Source organism: Pseudacidovorax sp. NFM-22 (genome assembly GCF_021401245.1).
Lineage (GTDB): Bacteria > Pseudomonadota > Gammaproteobacteria > Burkholderiales > Burkholderiaceae_C > Xenophilus.
Genome location: NZ_JACBFY010000009.1, coordinates 50,160 through 67,044, shown reverse-complemented (window position 1 = coordinate 67,044; position 16,885 = coordinate 50,160). Strand labels below are relative to the sequence as shown.

Annotated in this window: 14 protein-coding genes; 6 read left to right on the top strand and 8 right to left on the bottom strand. The window is 68.7% G+C overall.

The genetic code is table 11. The annotated features are described in order from the left end of the window. Window positions 1-9: 9 nt before the first annotated feature. Both L0984_RS30055 and L0984_RS26000 read right to left on the bottom strand, forming a co-directional pair. Window positions 10-1,587: a Fic family protein gene (locus L0984_RS30055; protein ID WP_234197255.1), complete on the bottom strand. Its 1,578-nt coding sequence runs from the start codon at window positions 1,585-1,587 to the stop codon at window positions 10-12. A 122-nt stretch (window positions 1,588-1,709) separates the two neighbouring features. Further along, entirely contained in the window at window positions 1,710-2,513 is an 804-nt protein-coding gene (locus L0984_RS26000; RefSeq protein WP_234197253.1) for an exodeoxyribonuclease III, read from the bottom strand. A gap of 16 nt (window positions 2,514-2,529) precedes the next feature. Here L0984_RS26000 and pyrE point away from each other — a divergent pair, with 16 nt between their 5' ends. Together pyrE and L0984_RS25990 are read left to right on the top strand one after the other, a co-directional pair. Beyond that, window positions 2,530-3,219, top strand: coding sequence for an orotate phosphoribosyltransferase (gene pyrE / locus L0984_RS25995; RefSeq protein WP_234197252.1), 690 nt, complete (start codon window positions 2,530-2,532; stop codon window positions 3,217-3,219). Continuing rightward, complete coding sequence (locus tag L0984_RS25990; RefSeq protein ID WP_234197251.1) at window positions 3,212-3,916, top strand: DUF4124 domain-containing protein; 705 nt, start codon at window positions 3,212-3,214, stop codon at window positions 3,914-3,916. The genes pyrE and L0984_RS25990 overlap by 8 nt, the downstream gene beginning before the upstream one ends. Here L0984_RS25990 and gatB read toward each other — a convergent pair. From gatB to gatC, 3 genes are read right to left on the bottom strand one after another with little or no spacing between them, the layout of a single operon-like run. Continuing rightward, window positions 3,882-5,375, bottom strand: coding sequence for an Asp-tRNA(Asn)/Glu-tRNA(Gln) amidotransferase subunit GatB (gene gatB, locus L0984_RS25985; RefSeq protein WP_234197250.1), 1,494 nt, complete (start codon window positions 5,373-5,375; stop codon window positions 3,882-3,884). The two genes, L0984_RS25990 and gatB, sit on opposite strands and share 35 nt — an antisense overlap. Before the next feature lies 1 nt (window position 5,376). After that, on the bottom strand, window positions 5,377-6,867 hold the full coding sequence (gene gatA, locus L0984_RS25980) for an Asp-tRNA(Asn)/Glu-tRNA(Gln) amidotransferase subunit GatA (RefSeq protein WP_234197249.1): 1,491 nt from the start codon (window positions 6,865-6,867) through the stop codon (window positions 5,377-5,379). Then, entirely contained in the window at window positions 6,864-7,163 is a 300-nt protein-coding gene (gene gatC / locus L0984_RS25975; protein ID WP_234197248.1) for an Asp-tRNA(Asn)/Glu-tRNA(Gln) amidotransferase subunit GatC, read from the bottom strand. The genes gatA and gatC overlap by 4 nt, the downstream gene beginning before the upstream one ends. Window positions 7,164-7,394: 231 nt before the next feature. Here gatC and L0984_RS25970 point away from each other — a divergent pair, with 231 nt between their 5' ends. The 4 genes from L0984_RS25970 to mrdA all read left to right on the top strand — a co-directional run bounded on the left by L0984_RS25970 (window position 7,395) and on the right by mrdA (window position 12,201). Continuing rightward, a complete protein-coding gene (locus L0984_RS25970; protein WP_017757081.1) occupies window positions 7,395-8,438 on the top strand; it encodes a rod shape-determining protein in 1,044 nt (347 codons plus the stop codon). Between the two features lie 88 nt (window positions 8,439-8,526). After that, on the top strand, window positions 8,527-9,642 hold the full coding sequence (gene mreC / locus L0984_RS25965; RefSeq protein WP_370646194.1) for a rod shape-determining protein MreC: 1,116 nt from the start codon (window positions 8,527-8,529) through the stop codon (window positions 9,640-9,642). Further along, window positions 9,639-10,160 (top strand): rod shape-determining protein MreD, encoded by a 522-nt coding sequence (mreD, locus tag L0984_RS25960; protein ID WP_234197247.1) that lies wholly within the window; start codon window positions 9,639-9,641, stop codon window positions 10,158-10,160. Before mreC ends, mreD begins: the two co-directional genes overlap by 4 nt. A gap of 70 nt (window positions 10,161-10,230) precedes the next feature. After that, window positions 10,231-12,201 (top strand): penicillin-binding protein 2, encoded by a 1,971-nt coding sequence (mrdA, locus tag L0984_RS25955; RefSeq protein WP_234197245.1) that lies wholly within the window; start codon window positions 10,231-10,233, stop codon window positions 12,199-12,201. Window positions 12,202-12,321: 120 nt separating this feature from the next. On the opposite strand, the gene L0984_RS25950 is transcribed toward mrdA, so the two are convergent. The 3 genes from L0984_RS25950 to gshA all read right to left on the bottom strand — a co-directional run bounded on the left by L0984_RS25950 (window position 12,322) and on the right by gshA (window position 16,798). Then, window positions 12,322-13,080, bottom strand: coding sequence for a TSUP family transporter (locus L0984_RS25950; RefSeq protein ID WP_234197244.1), 759 nt, complete (start codon window positions 13,078-13,080; stop codon window positions 12,322-12,324). 383 nt (window positions 13,081-13,463) lie between these two features. Continuing rightward, window positions 13,464-15,332 carry a potassium transporter Kup gene (locus tag L0984_RS25945; RefSeq protein ID WP_234197243.1) on the bottom strand — a complete coding sequence of 623 codons (1,869 nt, stop codon included), beginning with the start codon at window positions 15,330-15,332 and terminating at the stop codon, window positions 13,464-13,466. A gap of 164 nt (window positions 15,333-15,496) precedes the next feature. Continuing rightward, the gene (gshA, locus tag L0984_RS25940) at window positions 15,497-16,798 is read right to left on the bottom strand and encodes a glutamate--cysteine ligase (RefSeq protein ID WP_234197242.1); all 1,302 of its coding nucleotides are present in this window, start codon (window positions 16,796-16,798) and stop codon (window positions 15,497-15,499) included. Window positions 16,799-16,885 lie beyond the last annotated feature (87 nt).

Here is a 16,885-nt window from a genome sequence, read left to right as displayed (position 1 = left end):
CGCGCTTTCTCAGGCCTTGTCGCTTTTGCTCTCGCGAGTCGGTGCCCATTCCTCCATTTCCTGGGCGATGAACTCGGCCAGCGGTCCGATCCGTCCTTGGACGCTCGCGGCTTCGAGGGCCTGCATGTACGCATCCCGCCGGCTCATCCGGATGACTGTCCACGGGTAACCACCGGATGCCAGCAGCGTGTTCATCAGGAATCGGCCGAGGCGGCCGTTGCCGTCGTAGTAGGGGTGGATGAACACGAACAGATGGTGCCCGAGCACCGCCCGGACGCAGGCTTCGGATTCCGCTTCGATCAGTTCCCACAGTGCTTCCAGCGCATCCAGAAGGGCGTCGCTCGGCAAGGGCGTGTGCATGGAGTTGCGGATGAAGATCGGACCCCGCCGGTAGCCCGCGAGCTGGCTGGCTTCGACGATGCCGGCCGTCGCGGACGGGCCGAACAGCTCGGCATGCCAATCGTGGTGATCGCGCCTGGCCACCGCGCCGGCGTTGTCCTTCGCCAGCACCTTGGCGATGCTTTCCTTGACGGCCTGGAAGGCCTGGTAGTAGCCCCGGGCGGCCAGCGCGTCCCGGGTCTTGTCGTGCGCTGGATCGCCGTCCGGGTTCCAGTCACCGCGTGCCACGCGTTCGATCAGCGCGTCGGTGACGCGGTAGCCTTCGATGGACAGCGAGTTGTAGGCATCGGCGACGTAGCGTTCATCGACTTGCGCGAGGTAGTCGGCGGTCCGGTTCTGCAGGCCGGGTGCGGGCGGGAACACGTCGATGACGTCCTGGCGCCATCCGGCCCACATCGAGCGCAGACGCAGCACATAGGGCGAGCGTTCCTTGCTGGGCGAAATCGTGGGCTCGGCCAGTTCGAAGGGGTTCACCAGCTTGAGCTTGATCCGGAACTTGGCGAAAGCCTTCTGGATGTGCGCGGACTCGTCGGGGCGTTGGACGAATTCGAAGGCGGCAGCCAGTCGCCCGGCGGCCGTGACCATCTTGTCGCCGGCCAGCAGCGTCGGCAGCAGTTCGGATGCATGGCGGATGGTCGCCAGTGCAATCTCGGCCTCCCGCGGGTTGTTCACGAAGAACGAGGGGCCGGCCAGGCACAGGGCCTCGGCGACGGGCCAGACCTGCAGGCCACGCACTTCCACGCGTGCAGCGGGCACCCGCTTGCCGTCCGGATACACGAGCAGCGAGGTGTCGAAGGGCAGGTCGACCTTGGATGTGCCGCCGTCGACCGTGACGCAGGTGACCTGTCGAGGGACGGTGGTGTTGCCCGTGTGGAGCATCAGCGATGCCTCCGGGTTCAGGCAGTACCGCTTGCCGAAACGCTTGCCCAGGTAGCCCGAAACGAAGGCCCAGAAGGAGGCGTACCAGGCCGTGCTGTCCCCGTCGCCTTCGCTCGGGCTGCTGCAGATGTACCACCCCTTCATCACCGGCTTCAGGAAGCCCGTGTCGATAAGCAGAGCACGCTGACCGTCGTTCCTGAGGTCCGACGCCTCCACTACGCCGTGGTGCTTTTCCTGAAGCCGTTTGAGCGTCTTCAGGGCCGCTGCGAGCGTTGGGTTGCCTTTCGGGCGGTTGGGTGCGGGGTCCACGAATCCACTTTGGTATTCGTGCAAATTTTACTTTGCTATAGCTGCGAAATTTACTCTTCTATTGCTCTGGAATCTGCTTTGCCGTTCCAGCACGAAAGGGCCCGGCACCGCCGGGCCGACCATCACAGCGTGAAGTCGTAATCGATCGTGATCGGCGCGTGGTCGCTGAACTTGATCGTTTTGAAGATGTGCTCGTTGCGCGCGAGGTGCGCCATGGCCGGTGTGGCCAGGTGGTAGTCCAGCCGCCAGCCCACGTTCTTGGCATAGGCCTGGCCGCGGTTGCTCCACCATGTGTAGCAGGCGTCGGTGGTGTCGGGCTGCAGGTGGCGGTAGACGTCCACCAGGCCCGCGCCCTCGGCGCCGGCGTCGAGCAGGCGCGTCATCCAGGCGCGCTCCTCGGGCAGGAAGCCGCTGTTCTTGAGGTTGCCCTTCCAGTTCTTCAGGTCGGCCTCCTTGTGGGCGATGTTGATGTCGCCGCACAGGATGAATTCGCGCGTGCGCTTCAATTCCACCAGGTAGGGCATGAAGCCTTCGAGGAAGCGGAACTTGGCGGCCTGCCGCTCCTCGCCCGAGCTGCCGCTCGGGAAGTAGCAGCTGATGATCGACAGCTTGCGCGTCGGCGTGTCGAAGCGCAGTTCCAGGTAGCGGCCTTCGGCGTCGAACTCGGTGTTGCCCCAGCCGATCACGATGTCGGTGGGCTCATGCTTCGTGTAGATGGCGGTGCCGGCGTAGCCCTTCTTCTCGGCGAAGTGGAAGTGGCCGTTCAGGCCGGCCATTTTTTCGAAGCGGCCCTGCACGTCGCTGGCCTGGACGCGGATCTCCTGCATACAAATACAATCCGGCGCCGCTTCGGCGACCCAGTCGGCGACCCCTTTTGTCGAGGCGGAACGCAGGCCGTTGAGGTTGAGGCTGGTGAGTTTGAACACGTTTCGAGGAATCCGGATGGCAGTGGACGAGAGGCAGCAGCATCAGAACGAGCGCCTGGCGCAGGACTTCGTGGCGTTCGCGATCGAGGCTGGCGTGCTGCGCTTCGGCGAGTTCAAGACCAAGGCCGGGCGCCTCAGTCCCTACTTCTTCAATGCGGGCCTGTTCAACGACGGCGCCCGCATCGCGCGGCTCGCGGAATTCTATGCAGCGCGACTGATGGACTCCGGCCTGGAGTTCGACATGATCTTCGGCCCCGCCTACAAAGGCATCCCCCTGGGCGCGACGGTGGCGGCCGAACTGGCGCGCCGCGGCCGCAACGTGCCCTTTGCCTACAACCGCAAGGAAGCCAAGGACCACGGCGAAGGCGGCTCGCTGGTGGGCGCACCGCTGGCCGGCCGCGTGCTGATCGTGGACGACGTCATGTCCGCCGGCACCGCGGTGCGCGAGTCCATCGCCACCATCCGCGCCGCCGGCGCCACGCCGCATGCCGTGGCCATCGCGCTGGACCGCCAGGAACAGGCGACCGAGAACGGACAGGACGTGCCCCACAGCGCGGTGCAGTACGTGCGCGATCAGCTGGGCATGACGGTGGTGGCCATCGCCACGCTCGACGACCTGCTGGCCTACCTGGACCAGCGGGCCGGTGCCGACCTGCGCGCCCACCGCGCCAGCGTGCAGGCCTACCGCGAGCGCTACGGTGCCTGATCCGCGCAGCCCCGCCGTCGCGCGGGCGCTGCGCACGCTGGCGGGCCTCGCAACGCTTGCCGTCGGCGGGCTTCCTCCGGCCCAGGTCCAGGCCCAGGCCGCCGCGGGCGGCGCGCCGGGCAGCATCTACAGCTGCACCGATGCGAGCGGCCGGCGCCTGACCTCCGATCGATTCATCCCCGAATGTGCCGACCGGCTGCAGCTGGAGCTCTCGCCCAGCGGCAGCGTGCGGCGGCGCATCGAACCCGCGCTGTCGCCGCAGCAGCAGGCGGAGCGCGACCAGCGCCGCAAGGACGAGGAACGGGCCGCGGCCCAGCGCAGGGACGAACGCCGGCGCGACCTGGCGCTGCTGGCGCGCTACCCCGATGCGGCGGCGCACGACCGCCGGCGCGCCGAGGCGCTGGCCCAGGCCGAAGCGGAAATCGACGCAGCGCGCAAGCGGCTGGCCGAGCTGGCGCAGGCGCGCCGCAAGCTGGACGAGGAGCTGGAGTTCTACAGCAAGGACCCGTCCCAGGTCCCTGCGGCGCTGAAGGCACGCCTCGCCGACAACGCCGCGGCCGTCACGCTGCAGGAGCGGCTGCTCAACGAGCAGCAGGGCGAGAAGCAGCGCATCGACGCCCGCTTCGACGAGGAGCGTCAGCGCCTGGACCGGCTCTGGGGCCTCAGCCCCCCAGCCGCGCCTTCAGCAACGCGTTGACCTGGGCCGGGTTAGCCTTGCCCTTGCTCTCCTTCATCACCTGGCCGACCAGGGCGTTGAAGGCCTTCTCCTTGCCGGCGCGGTATTCGGCGATGTTCTTCTCGTTCTTCGCGAGCACGTCGTCGACGATCTTCTCCAGCGCGCCGGTGTCGTTCATCTGCTTGAGGCCCTTGGCCTCGATGACCGCATCGACCGACTCGCCCTCGCCGCTCCAGAGCGCGTCGAAGACCTGGCGGGCGGCGTTGTTGGAGATGGTGCCGTCGCCGATGCGGCCGATCAGCTGCGCCAGCTGCGCGGGCTTGACCGGCGCGGCGTCGATGCCGACCTCCTGCGTGTTCAGGCGCTTGGCGATCTCGCCCGACAGCCAGTTGCTGGCCAGTTTGGGCGTGGCGCCCGCGGCCACGGCGGCATCGAAGTAGGCCGCATGCGCCGGGCTCTGCGTGAGCTGCGTCGCGTCGTAGTCGGTCAGGCCGAAGTCGCGCACATAGCGCTCGGCCATCGCACGCGGCAGCTCGGGCATCTGCGCCTTCACGGCATCGACCCAGTCGCGGCCGATCACCAGGGGCGGCAGGTCCGGGTCGGGAAAGTAGCGGTAGTCGGCCGCGTCTTCCTTGGTGCGCATGGCGCGCGTCTCGCCCGTGTCGGGGTCGAACAGCACCGTGGCCTGCTGGATGGCGTGGCCGTCCTCGATCTGCTCGATCTGCCAGCGGATCTCGAAGTCGATCGCCTGCTGCATGAAGCGGAAGCTGTTGAGGTTCTTGATCTCGCGGCGCGTGCCCAGCGGCTGGCCCGGCCGGCGCACCGACACGTTGGCGTCGCAGCGGAAGGAGCCTTCCTGCATGTTGCCGTCGCAGATGCCGATCCAGGTGACGATCTTGTGCAGCTCGCGCGCATAGGCCACGGCCTCGGCGCTGGAGCGGATGTCCGGCTCGGTCACGATCTCCAGCAGCGGCGTGCCGGCGCGGTTCAGGTCGATGCCCGACTGGCCGACGAAGTCCTCGTGCAGCGACTTGCCGGCGTCTTCTTCCAGATGGGCGCGCACCAGCCGCACCGTCTTGAGCTCGCCGTCCAGGTAGAAGCTGACCGAGCCGCCCTGCACGACGGGAATCTCGTACTGGCTGATCTGGTAGCCCTTGGGCAGGTCGGGGTAGAAGTAGTTCTTGCGCGCGAAGATGCTGCGCGGCGCGATGGTGCTGCCCAGGGCCAGGCCCAGGCGGATGGCGCGCTCGACGGCGCCGCGGTTCATCACCGGCAGCGTGCCGGGCAGGGCCAGGTCCACCGCGCAGGCCTGCGTGTTGGGCTCGGCGCCGAAGGCCGTGGGCGCGCGGCTGAAGATCTTGCTCTGCGTGGAGAGCTGGGCATGCGTCTCGAAGCCGATGACGACTTCATAGCCCTGCACCAGCGGGCCGGTGGGACGGCCCTCCTGGGCGGCGGCGAAGGTGTTGGTCTCGGTGCTCATCTCAGAAGCCGGTGGGCGTGCGTTGGTGCCAGTCGGTGGCCTGCTGGAAGCGGTGGGCGGCATTCAGCAGCCGGCCTTCGGCGAAGTAGTTGCCGATCAGTTGCAGGCCCACGGGCATGCCGCCGTCGAAGCCGCAGGGCAGCGAGAGGCCGGGCAGGCCGGCCAGCGAGCCGGGCAGCGTGAAGACGTCGGCCAGGTAGTCGGCCACGGGGTCGTCGCTGTGCGCGCCGATGGCCCAGGCCACGGTGGGCGCGGCGGGGCCGGCGATCACGTCGCAGTCGCGGAAGGCGGCCTGGAAGTCGTCCGCGATCATGCGGCGCACCTTCTGCGCCTGCAGGTAGTAGGCGTCGTAGTAGCCGTGCGAGAGCACGTAGGTGCCGATCATGATGCGGCGCTTGACCTCGTCGCCGAAGCCTTCGGCGCGGGTCTTCATGTACATCTCGGCCAGGTCCTTGTACTGGCTGGCGCGGTGGCCGAACTTCACGCCGTCGAAGCGGCTGAGGTTGGAGCTGGCCTCGGCCGCGGCAATGATGTAGTACACGGGGATCGCCAGCTCGGTGCGCGGCAGGCTCATTTCGACGCGCTTTGCACCGAGCTTTTCGTACTCGGCCAGCGCAGCGTCGATGGCGGCGCGCACGCCGGGGGCCACGCCGTCGCCCAGGAATTCCTTCGGCACGCCGATGCGCAGGCCGTCGAGCGAGCCGGCCAGGCCTTGGGAGAAGTCCTCGGCCGGGCGGTCCAGCGAGGTGGAATCGCGGTCGGGGTCGGGCCCGCACATGGCCGACAGCAGCAGGGCGCAGTCCTCGGCTGAGCGGGCCATGGGGCCGGCCTGGTCCAGGCTGGAGGCGAAGGCGATCATGCCGTAGCGGCTGGCACGGCCGTAGGTGGGCTTGATGCCGGTGATGCCGCAGAAGCTGGCCGGCTGGCGGATCGAGCCGCCGGTGTCGGTGCCGGTGGCGGCGGGCGCGAGGCCCGCGGCCACGGCCACGGCGCTGCCGCCGGAGGAGCCGCCGGGCACGCGCGTCGTGTCCCAGGGGTTGCGCACGGGCACGGGCTGCTCGGCGCCGACCGCGGGCACAGCCACGTTCTGGTTGGACGAACCCATGGCGAATTCGTCGCAGCTGAGCTTGCCCAACGTGACCATGCCGGCCTCGCCCAGCTTGCGCACCACGGTGGCGTCGAAGGGCGACTGGTAGCCGGCCAGCATGCGCGAGCCGGCGGTGCTGGGCCAGCCGGTGGTCACGAAGATGTCCTTGTGGGCGATGGGCACGCCGGCCAGCGGGCCGGCGCTGCCGGCCGCGATGGCGGCGTCGGCGGCGCGGGCCTGGGCCAGGGTGGCGTCGGCGTCGACGGCGACGAAGGCGCCGAGGTCCTGGCGGGCGGCCATGCGGCCCAGGAAATGCTGGGCGGTCTCCACGGCCGAGACTTCGCGGGCGGCCAGGGCGCGGGCCAGGTCGGCCACGCCGCGCTGGTGCAGGTCGGGCGCGCTCATTCGATCACCTTCGGCACGAGGAACAGGCCGTTCTCGACGGCGGGGGCGCTCTTCTGGTTGGCCTCGCGCTGGTTGGGCTCGGTGGCCGCGTCCTCGCGCAGGCGAAGGACGATGTCCTCGATGGCGGAGACGGGATGCGACAGCGGCTCGACCCCGGTGGTGTCCACGGCGCGCATGCGCTCGACGAGGTCGAAGAAACCATTGATCTGGCCGCGCAGGCGTTCGCTTTCTTCGGGCGCCAGCGCCAGCCGCGCCAGCGACGCGATGCGCGCGGTATTGGTGGTGGAGAGAGACATCGGAAAAACCCAGAGAGCAGGCGCCCCGTTTGCGTGCAGAAGGGCCTGCAAGTAGGGAAAGCGCCAGGGGGAATCGGGTATTATCCCGCCTTTGCCGCAACTGCCGCCAATGTGCCGGCACGGCCGCCACGGCGAGCGGCAAAGCCACCCAACTTCTCCCTTTTCTCTCTTCACCTCAGGGGCGACGCCGGTCCGAAGCGCCCGCCGTGCCCCCCCGCAAGGACATCGCCCATGTTTGGAGCATTCCGTCGGTATTTCTCGACCGACCTCGCGATCGACCTCGGCACCGCCAACACCCTGATCTTCGCCCGCAACAAGGGCATCGTGCTGGACGAGCCGTCGGTGGTCGCCATCCGCCACGAGGGCGGTCCGCACGGCAAGAAGGTCATCCAGGCCGTGGGCGCCGAGGCCAAGGCCATGCTGGGCAAGGTGCCCGGCAACATCGAGGCCATCCGCCCGATGAAGGACGGCGTGATCGCCGACTTCGTCATCACCGAGCAGATGATCAAGCAGTTCATCAAGATGGTGCACCCGCGCACGCTGCTCACGCCCAGCCCGCGCATCATCATCTGCGTGCCCTGCGGCTCGACCCAGGTCGAGCGCCGCGCCATCAAGGACGCGGCCGAGGCCGCCGGCGCCACCTCGGTCTACCTGATCGAGGAACCCATGGCCGCCGCCATCGGCGCCGGCCTGCCGGTGTCCGAGGCCTCCGGCTCCATGGTGGTGGACATCGGTGGCGGCACCACCGAGGTGGGCGTGATCTCGCTGGGCGGCATGGTCTACAAGGGCTCCGTGCGCGTGGGCGGCGACCGCTTCGACGACGCCATCATCAACTACATCCGCCGCAACTACGGCATGCTGATCGGCGAGCCCACGGCCGAGACCATCAAGAAGAACATCGGCTCTGCCTTCCCGGGCTCCGAGGTCAAGGAGATGGAGGTCAAGGGCCGCAACCTCTCCGAAGGCGTGCCGCGCAGCTTCACCATCAGCTCCAACGAGGTGCTGGAGGCGCTGACCGATCCGCTCAACAACATCGTCTCGGCCGTCAAGAACGCGCTGGAGCAGACGCCGCCCGAACTGGGCGCCGACATCGCCGAGCGCGGCATGATGCTCACCGGCGGCGGCGCGCTGCTGCGCGACCTCGACCGCCTGCTGGCCGAGGAAACCGGCCTGCCCGTGCTGGTGGCCGAAGACCCGCTGACCTGCGTGGTGCGCGGCTGCGGCATCGCCCTGGAGCGCATGGACCGCCTGGGCAGCATCTTCACCAGCGAGTAAGCCAGGACTGCATCCACAGGCCGGCCCGGTTGTACGGGCCGGCCTTTTTGCCATATAGACGCCCAGCCATTCCGCAAGGTCCGACCCCATGCCGCTCGGCACGCTCGACCGCTCCGCGCCGCCCCTGTTCAACCAGGGGCCGTCCGCGCTGTCGCGCTTCGTCTTCTGCAGCGCGCTGGCCGTCTTCCTGATGGTGGCCGATGCCCGCTTCGACGTGGTGGCGCCGGTGCGCACGGCCCTCGGCACGCTGCTGTATCCACTGCAATGGGCGGTGCTCAAGCCGGTGCAGTGGGTGTCGACCGCCAACCGCCAGTTCGAGGATCTGGCCACCGCCCAGCGCAACGAGGCCGAGGCCCGGCGCCGGCTGGTGCTGCAGTCCGAGCGGGCCAGCCAGGCCGACGCCCTGGCGCGCGAGAACGCACGCCTTCGCACGCTGCTGGAGCTGCGGCAGAACGCGCCCACGCCCGGCCGCGCCGCCGAAGTGCTGTACGACGCAGCCGACCCGTACACCCGCAAGGTGGTCATCGACCAGGGTCAGGTGCATGGCATTGCCGCGGGCTCGCCGGTGATCGACGAGCAGGGCGTGCTGGGTCAGGTGACGCGGGTGATGGCGTTTTCCAGCGAGGTCACCCTGGTGATCGACCGTGACCTGTCCATCCCCGTGCAGAACACGCGCACGGGTGCGCGCAGCGTGGCCTTCGGCGATGCCGGTCCGCACAGCGCGGGCATGGAGCTGCGCTTCACCGCCGCCAACGCCGACGTGCGCGAGGGCGACATGCTCTCCACCAGCGGTGTGGACGGTGTCTACCCGGCCGGCCTGCCCGTCGCCCGGGTCGACCGCATCGACCGCCGGGCCGACACCGCCTTCGCGCGCATCCACTGCGTGCCGCTGGCCCGCGTCGGCGCGGCGCGCTACGTGATGGTGCTCACGCCCGTGGGCGAGGCGCCGCCCGTGGTCCGGCCCAGCCCTGCGGCCACGACGGGCGACGCGCGCAAGCCCGACCGGCCGGGCCGCAGGAACGACACGCCGGCCTCCGCCCTGCCCGCTCCGGCCAGTCGGCCCGGCGCGCCGGCAGCGTCCCCCGCGCCGACGGCGCCGACCGCCTCTGCGGCGCCCCGGGCCGCCGCGCCGGCACCGGCCCCCGCCCAGAAGCCGCGCGCTTCGACGATCCGCCCACCGGCGGCAGGAGGGGCCGCGCCATGATCATGCGCCCTGGCCAGGAGCAGTTGCTGCTGCCCGTGCGGCCGCTCTTCATCTGGGGCAGCCTGTTCGTCGCGCTGCTGCTGAACATGCTGCCCCTGGGTCGCCTGCCCTGGATGCCGGACCTGCTGGCCGTGGTGCTGGTGTTCTGGGGCGTGCATCAGCCCGCCCGCATCGGGCTGGGCGCGGCCTTCTTCTTCGGCCTGGCCATGGACGTGCACGAGTCCTCGCTGCTGGGCCAGCACGCGCTGTCCTATGCCACGCTGAGCTTCTTCGCCATCACCATCCACCGGCGGCTGCTGTGGTATCGGCTCTCGGCGCAGGCGCTGCAGCTGGTGCCGCTCTTCGCGCTGTCGCGGCTGATCGAGCTGGGCGTGCGGCTGATCGGCGGGGGCATCTTCCCGGGCTGGATCACGCTGCTGGGCGCGGCCCTCGAGGCGATGCTGTGGCCGGTGGTCACCTGGCTGCTGCTGATCCCGCAGCGCCGGCCGCCCGAGCAGGACGAGAACCGCCCTCTGTGAGTGCGGGTCTTGCTATGCATGCCCTCGCTGGCGCCCTAAGCTTCGCGCGCCCATCCGCCCTGCGCCTGCCATGACCGAGATCCGCAACGTCGCCGCCGACCTCGCGCGCTTCAAGCGCCGCGTGCTGGTGATCGGCCTGGTGGTGCTGACGGCCTTCGTCCTGCTGGGCCTGCGCCTGTTCCACCTGCAGGTCACGCGCCACGAGGAACTGGCCGAGCGCGCCGAGAGCAACCGCACGGCCGTGGTGCCGGTGGTGCCCAACCGCGGCTTGATCCTCGACCGCAACGGTGTAGTTCTGGCCTCCAACTACTCGGCCTACACGCTGGAGATCACGCCCTCCAAGGCGGGCGACCTGGAGCAGACCATCGACGAACTGGCCAAGATCGTCGAGATCCAGCCGCGCGACCGCCGCCGCTTCAAGCGGCTGCGCGAGGACTCGCGCAGCTTCGACTCCATTCCCATCCGCACCCGCCTGAGCGACGAGGAGGTCGCCCGCTTCGCGGCGCAGCGCTACCGCTTCCAGGGTGTGGAGATCAAGGCGCGGCTCTTCCGCAGTTATCCGATGGGCGAGCTGGCCAGCCATGTGCTGGGCTACATCGGCCGCATCAACCAGCGCGAGAAGGCGGCCATGGAGGACTGGCCCGAAGAGGACCAGGCCAACTACAAAGGCACCGACTACATCGGCAAGCTGGGCATCGAGCAGAGCTACGAGAAGGTGCTGCACGGGCAGACGGGCGTCGAGCAGATGGAGACCTCGGCCGGCGGGCGAGCGGTGCGGCGGCTGGCCAGCCATCCCGCCACGCCGGGCAACACCGTCATGCTGTCGCTGGACATCAAGCTGCAGAAGCTGGTGGAAGACATGTTCGGCGACCGGCGCGGCGCGCTGGTGGCGCTCGATCCGCGCAACGGCGAGGTGCTGGCCTTCGTCAGCAAGCCGACCTTCAACCCGAATCTCTTCGTCGAGGGCATCGACAGCGAGAGCTGGGCCGCGCTCAACGAGTCCATCGACAAGCCGCTGCTCAACCGCGCCCTGCGCGGCACCTACCCGCCCGGCTCCACCTACAAGCCCTTCATGGCGCTGGGCGCGCTGGAGCTGGGCAAGCGCTCGCCCACGCTGGTGATCAACGACCCCGGCTACTACACCTATGGTGGCCACACCTTCCGCAGCCACGAGGGCGGGCTGGGCGGCGTGGACATGGTGCGGGCCCTCCAGTTCTCCAGCAACACCTACTTCTATTCGCTGGCGGTGGACATGGGCGTGGACACCATCCACGACTTCATGAAGCCGCTGGGCTTCGGCCAGATCACGGGCATCGACCTGCCCGGCGAGGTGCGCGGCGTGCTGCCCAGCACCGAGTGGAAGCGCAGCGTCAACAAGCGGCCGGAGGCCCGGCGCTGGTACTCGGGCGAGACGGTGTCGCTGGGCATCGGCCAGGGCTACAACAACTTCACCATGCTGCAGCTGGCCTCGGCCGAGGCGACGCTCGCCAACGGCGGAACCAAGTTCCGGCCGCATGTGGTCAAGGCCATCAAGAACACCGTGACCGGGCAGGTGCAGGAAGAGATCCAGCCGCCGGGCGAGAACCTCGGCTTCAAGGCGAAGAACATCGACATCGTGCGGGCGGGACTGGTGGCGGTGAACAAGGCCGGCACGGGCACGCGCATCTTCGCGGGGGCGCCCTACACCTCGGCCGGCAAGACCGGCACCGCCCAGGCGGTGAGCCTGGGCCAGAACGTCAAGTACAACGCCAAGGCGCTGGAGGAGCACCAGCGCGACCACTCGCTGTTCGCCGCCTTCGCGCCGGCCGAGAACCCGCGCATCGCCCTGGCGGTGATCGTGGAGAACGCCGGCTTCGGCGCCGCCGCAGCCGCGCCCATCGTGCGACGGGTGTTCGACTACTGGCTGCTGGGCCAGTATCCCAACGAGCAGGACATGGCCGCGGTGCGCGCGGGCAAGGCGGCCGCACCCATCGGGCAGCCGCTGCCGGCGACAGAGGTGGCACTGCCGTCCTCGACCGCGTCGGCCGCCACGGCGCCCTGAGCGCGGCGCCTTCGACGCAGCAGGGCGTTCCTGACGCGCGCCCGCGGTGCCATGCCGGCGTCTTCAGCCGTGGTGGGCGTCGACGCGCGGGCGCGACCGCCCACCCCTGTCAACCCACGCTCACCGCAGGAAGGCGTCGTAGGCCGTCTTGCAGATCAGCGCGCTCACCACGACGATGAAGGCGCCGCGCACGAAGCCGGCCCCATGCCGCAGCGCGAGCCGCGTGCCGATCAGGCTGCCGCTGATGTTGGCTACGGCCATCGCCAGCCCGAGCGTCCAGATCACATGGCCCTTGAGCCCGAAGAGCAGCAGCGCACCGAGGTTGGTCATGATGTTGATGACCTTGGCGCTGGCCGACGCATGCAGGAAGTCGTGGCCCAGCCAGCGCACGAACAGGAAGATCAGGAAGCTGCCTGTGCCCGGCCCGAAGATGCCGTCGTAGAAGCCCAGCAGCAGGCCGACGGCACCGGTGGCGGCCAGTTCGGCCTTGCCCGTGAAGCGCGGCTGGTGGGTGAGGCCCAGGTCCTTGCGGGCCAGGGTGTAGAGCAGCAGCGCCCCCAGCACCACCGGCAGCGCCTTGCGCAGCGCATCCGTCGGCACCCAGGTGACCACCCAGGCGCCCGCGAGCGAACCGCCGAAGGCCAGCACCGCCGCCACCGACAGCGAGCGCCAGGGCAGGCGCACGCGCCGCAGGTACTGCGCCGCCGAGGCGGCCGTGCCCCAGACCGAGGCGCTCTTGTTGGTGCCCAGCAGCGTGGCACCGGCGGTGTCGGGAAAGGCGGCGAACAGCGCTGGCACCAGCACCAGCCCGCCGCCGCCGACGATCGCGTCCATGAATCCCGCCGTCAGCGAGGCCAATGCCATCCATGCCCATTCCATAGGGGCGCGATTGTCGCAGCGGAATTGCTCCTGTTTTGGGAGCGGAAGAGCGAGCGATGCGGGGCGCTCTCGTCAGGAAGCAGGCAGGCATCACCCAAATGCGAGGCAAAAAAAAGCGCCGACTGAGCGGCGCTTTGAAAGTTGTCTGGCTTCTCGTCGGACGGAGGCCTTTGGGAATCTCATGAATTTTGATTTTTCTGGATTTGTCTCCTCAGACCCTCGCGCATCAGCAGGGCGGTGCCTGCTGCGAGTGGCAGGACTTTAGGTCCTGCACCGCGGTAGTGCATTGGGACTAACCCGTGGCCCGGATTCGGGCAGCGTGTGGGCTCGGGGATGCCGCCCAGGCGTCCGCATTCCGTCGGCGCGCATGGGCGGATGCGCGGCTAGATTTCGATCTTGGAGCCCAGCTCCACCACCGCGTTGTTCGGCAGGCTCATGAAGTCGGCCACGCCGCTGGCGTTGTGGTGCATCTGCGCGAACAGCTTCTCGCGCCAGGGTGCCATGCCGCTGCCGAGCGTCGGGATCACGGTGTCGCGCGAGATGAAGTAGCTGGTCGTCATCGGCTCCAGCTGGCAGCCGCGCAGCTTGGCCTGCTCCAGCGCGCGGGGCAGGTCGATGTCGTTCTTGAAGCCGTAGTGGATGGTGATCTGCCAGCAGTGGTGGCCCAGCGGCTCCATCTCGACCCGGCGCTCCATGGGCACCCAGGGCACTTCGTGGTTGCGCACCGTGACGAACAGGTTCTGCTCGTGCAGCACCTTGTTGTGCTTGAGGTTGTGCAGCAGCGCCGTGGGCACCACGCCGGCCTCTGACGTGAGGAAGACGGCCGTGCCCTCGACGCGCGCTGGCGGGCTGACGAACACCGCCTCCAGGAAGCTGCGCAGGTCGATGGCGTCGGCGCGTTGGGCATCGCCCATGAGGCTGCGCCCGCGCTTCCAGGTGATCATCAACGTGAACACGCCCATGCCGATCATGACCGTGAACCAGCCGCCCTGCGGCAGCTTGAGCAGGTTGGAGGCGAAGAAGGCGAAGTCGATGACGAAGAAGATGGACGTCGCGCCGATGCACAGCAGCAACGGCAGCTTCCACGCATAGCGGATCACGAAGAAGGTGAGCATCGTCGTGATCAGCATGTCGGTGGTCACGGCGATGCCGTAGGCCGCGGCCAGGTTGCTGGAGCTGCGGAACATCACCACTGCCAGCACGATGGCCACAAACAGCGACCAGTTGATGAAGGGTATGTAGATCTGCCCGGCCGAGCGCGCGCTGGTGTGCTCAATGCGCAGCCGCGGCAGGTAGCCCAGCTGGATCACCTGCCGCGTGACGCTGAAGGCGCCCGTGAGCATGGCCTGCGAGGCGATCACCGTGGCGGCGGTGGCCAGCAGCACGACGGGCACCACCGCCCATTCGGGCGCCATCAGGAAGAAGGGGTTCTTCACCGCCGCCGGATTGCCCAGCAGCAAGGCGCCCTGGCCGAAGTAGTTCAGCACCAGGGCCGGCATCACCACCGAGAACCACGCGATGCGGATCGGCCCCTTGCCGAAGTGCCCCATGTCTGCATACAGCGCTTCGGCGCCCGTCACGCACAGCACCGTCGCGCCCAGGATGATGAAGCTGGTGCCCGGGTTGTCCCAGATGAAGCGCAGCATGTAGTGCGGGCTGACGGCCTTGAGGATCTCGGGGTGCGTCAGAATCTGCGCCACGCCCAGCAGGGCCAGCACGCCGAACCAGGTGAGCGTGATCGGTCCGAAGAAACGGCCGATGCCGGCCGTTCCGCGCTTTTGCACCACGAACAGGCAGAACAGCACCACCAGCGTGATCGGAATGACGTAGCCGGTGAAGTGCGGTGACACCACTTCCAGGCCTTCGACCGCGGAGAGCACCGAGATGGCCGGCGTGATCACGCCGTCGCCATAGAAGAGGGCGGTGCCGAAGATGCCCAGTGCCAGCATGCCGTTGCGCAGGCGCGGCTTGTCGGCCACGGCGCGCGAGGCCAGCGCCAGCATGGCCACCAGGCCGCCTTCGCCCTCGTTGTCGGCCCGCAGCACCAGCACCACGTACTTCAGCGAGACGATGATGGTCATCGTCCAGAAGATCATCGAGAGCATGCCGTACACGTTCTCGATGGTGAACGGCACGTGGCCGTGGCCGAAGATTTCCTTGATGGCGTACAGCACGCTCGTGCCGATGTCGCCATAGACGATGCCGATGGCGCCGAGCACGAGCGCCGGCATGGAAGACTTGGAGGCAGACACGAAGTGGCGAGGAAAGGGCTGGGCCGCGCCTTACCCCGCCGGCGGCCTGGCGGCGCCGGGGAGCCAAGCTCCGCCCTCGTTTTTCCGTTGCTGTGGAAGTGTGGATTGTGCGCGCCGCCCATGTCGCCGCAAGCCCGCGCGGGCGTCGGCCGGGCGGCGCCGGATCACTCGTAGACCTCGGCCTCGGGGTTGGTGGCCTCGAGTTCGTAGGAGGCGGCGACCATGGCCAGCCGACCGATCACGCCGTACATGTAGAAGCGGTTGGGCGCGCTGGCGCCCGGCTTGGCGCCCGGCTGGGGCAGATGGCCGCTCTGCGAGAAGGCCAGCGGCACGAAGCTCGCGCCCGGCAGGGCCAGGCTCTCGTCCGGGCCGCGGTCGGGGTGGACGCGGTAGAAACCGCCCACCACGTAGCGGTCCATCATGTAGACCACCGGCTCGGCCATGCCGTCGTGCACGCGCTCGCGCGTGAGCACGCCTTCCTGCACGACCACGTCGGTCGGGCCGGCGTCGTCGGTGGTGGCGCCGGCCATGGCCTTCTGGCGCGGTTTCTTGGTCAGGGCCTCGAGTTCCTTGACATCGCGGATGGTCGAGATCGGCAGCGTGCTGGCGCCGTTCTCGCTCTTGACGATGACGAAGGGCTTCTCGTTGATGCCGTATTCCTTGTACTTGCGGCGCACCTTGGTCAGCACCTGGTCGACCGCCGCCGTCAGGCCCTCGACGCCCTTGCCGCGGGCCAGGTCCACGCCCTCGGCCCTGCCATAGATCGACTGGATCAGCCAGGGGTCGATGCCCAGCAGCTTGCCGAAGCGCTTGGAGACTTCCTCGTAGCTGTGGAAGTGGTTGCTCTTGCGCCGCACCGACCAACCGGCATGCAGCGGCGGCAGCAGGTACTGCTCGTGCAGGTCTTCCAGGATGCCGGGCGTGCCGGCGGCCAGGTCGGTGTTGAGCAGGATGGTGCAGGGGTCGAAGTTCTTCAGCCCCAGGCGGCGCTTGCTGCGCACCACCGGCTCCAGGCAGACGGTGCTGCCGTCGGGCAACTCCACCTTCTTGGGCGACTTGATGGCCGGGTCGATGGAGCCCACGCGCACGTTCAGTCCGGCCATCTGGAAGATGCGCACCAGCTGGGCCACGTTGGCCATGTACGAGGTGTTGCGGCCGCGGTTCTCGGGAATGACCAGCAGGTTGCGCGCCTCGGGGCAGATCTTCTCGATCGCGGCCTGGGCCGCCTGCACCGCCAGCGGCAGCATCTCGGTGGTCAGGTAGTTCCAGCCGCCAGGGAAGAAATTGGCGTCCACCGGCGCCAGCTTGAAGCCGGCGTTGCGCACGTCGACCGCGGTGTAGAAGGGCGGGGTGTGCTCCATCCACTCGAGCCGGAACCAGCGCTCGATGGCGGGCATGCTGTCGAGGATGCGCTGCTCGAGTTCGTTGATCGGGCCGGTCAGGGCGGTGACGAGATGCGGAACCATGCGGCTGCCTTGTTATGCGGGTTTGCGGCCAGAGTCGGACCGGCGATTGTAGGCAGCCGGCCTGGCCGCCCCATGACAGCGCAGCGG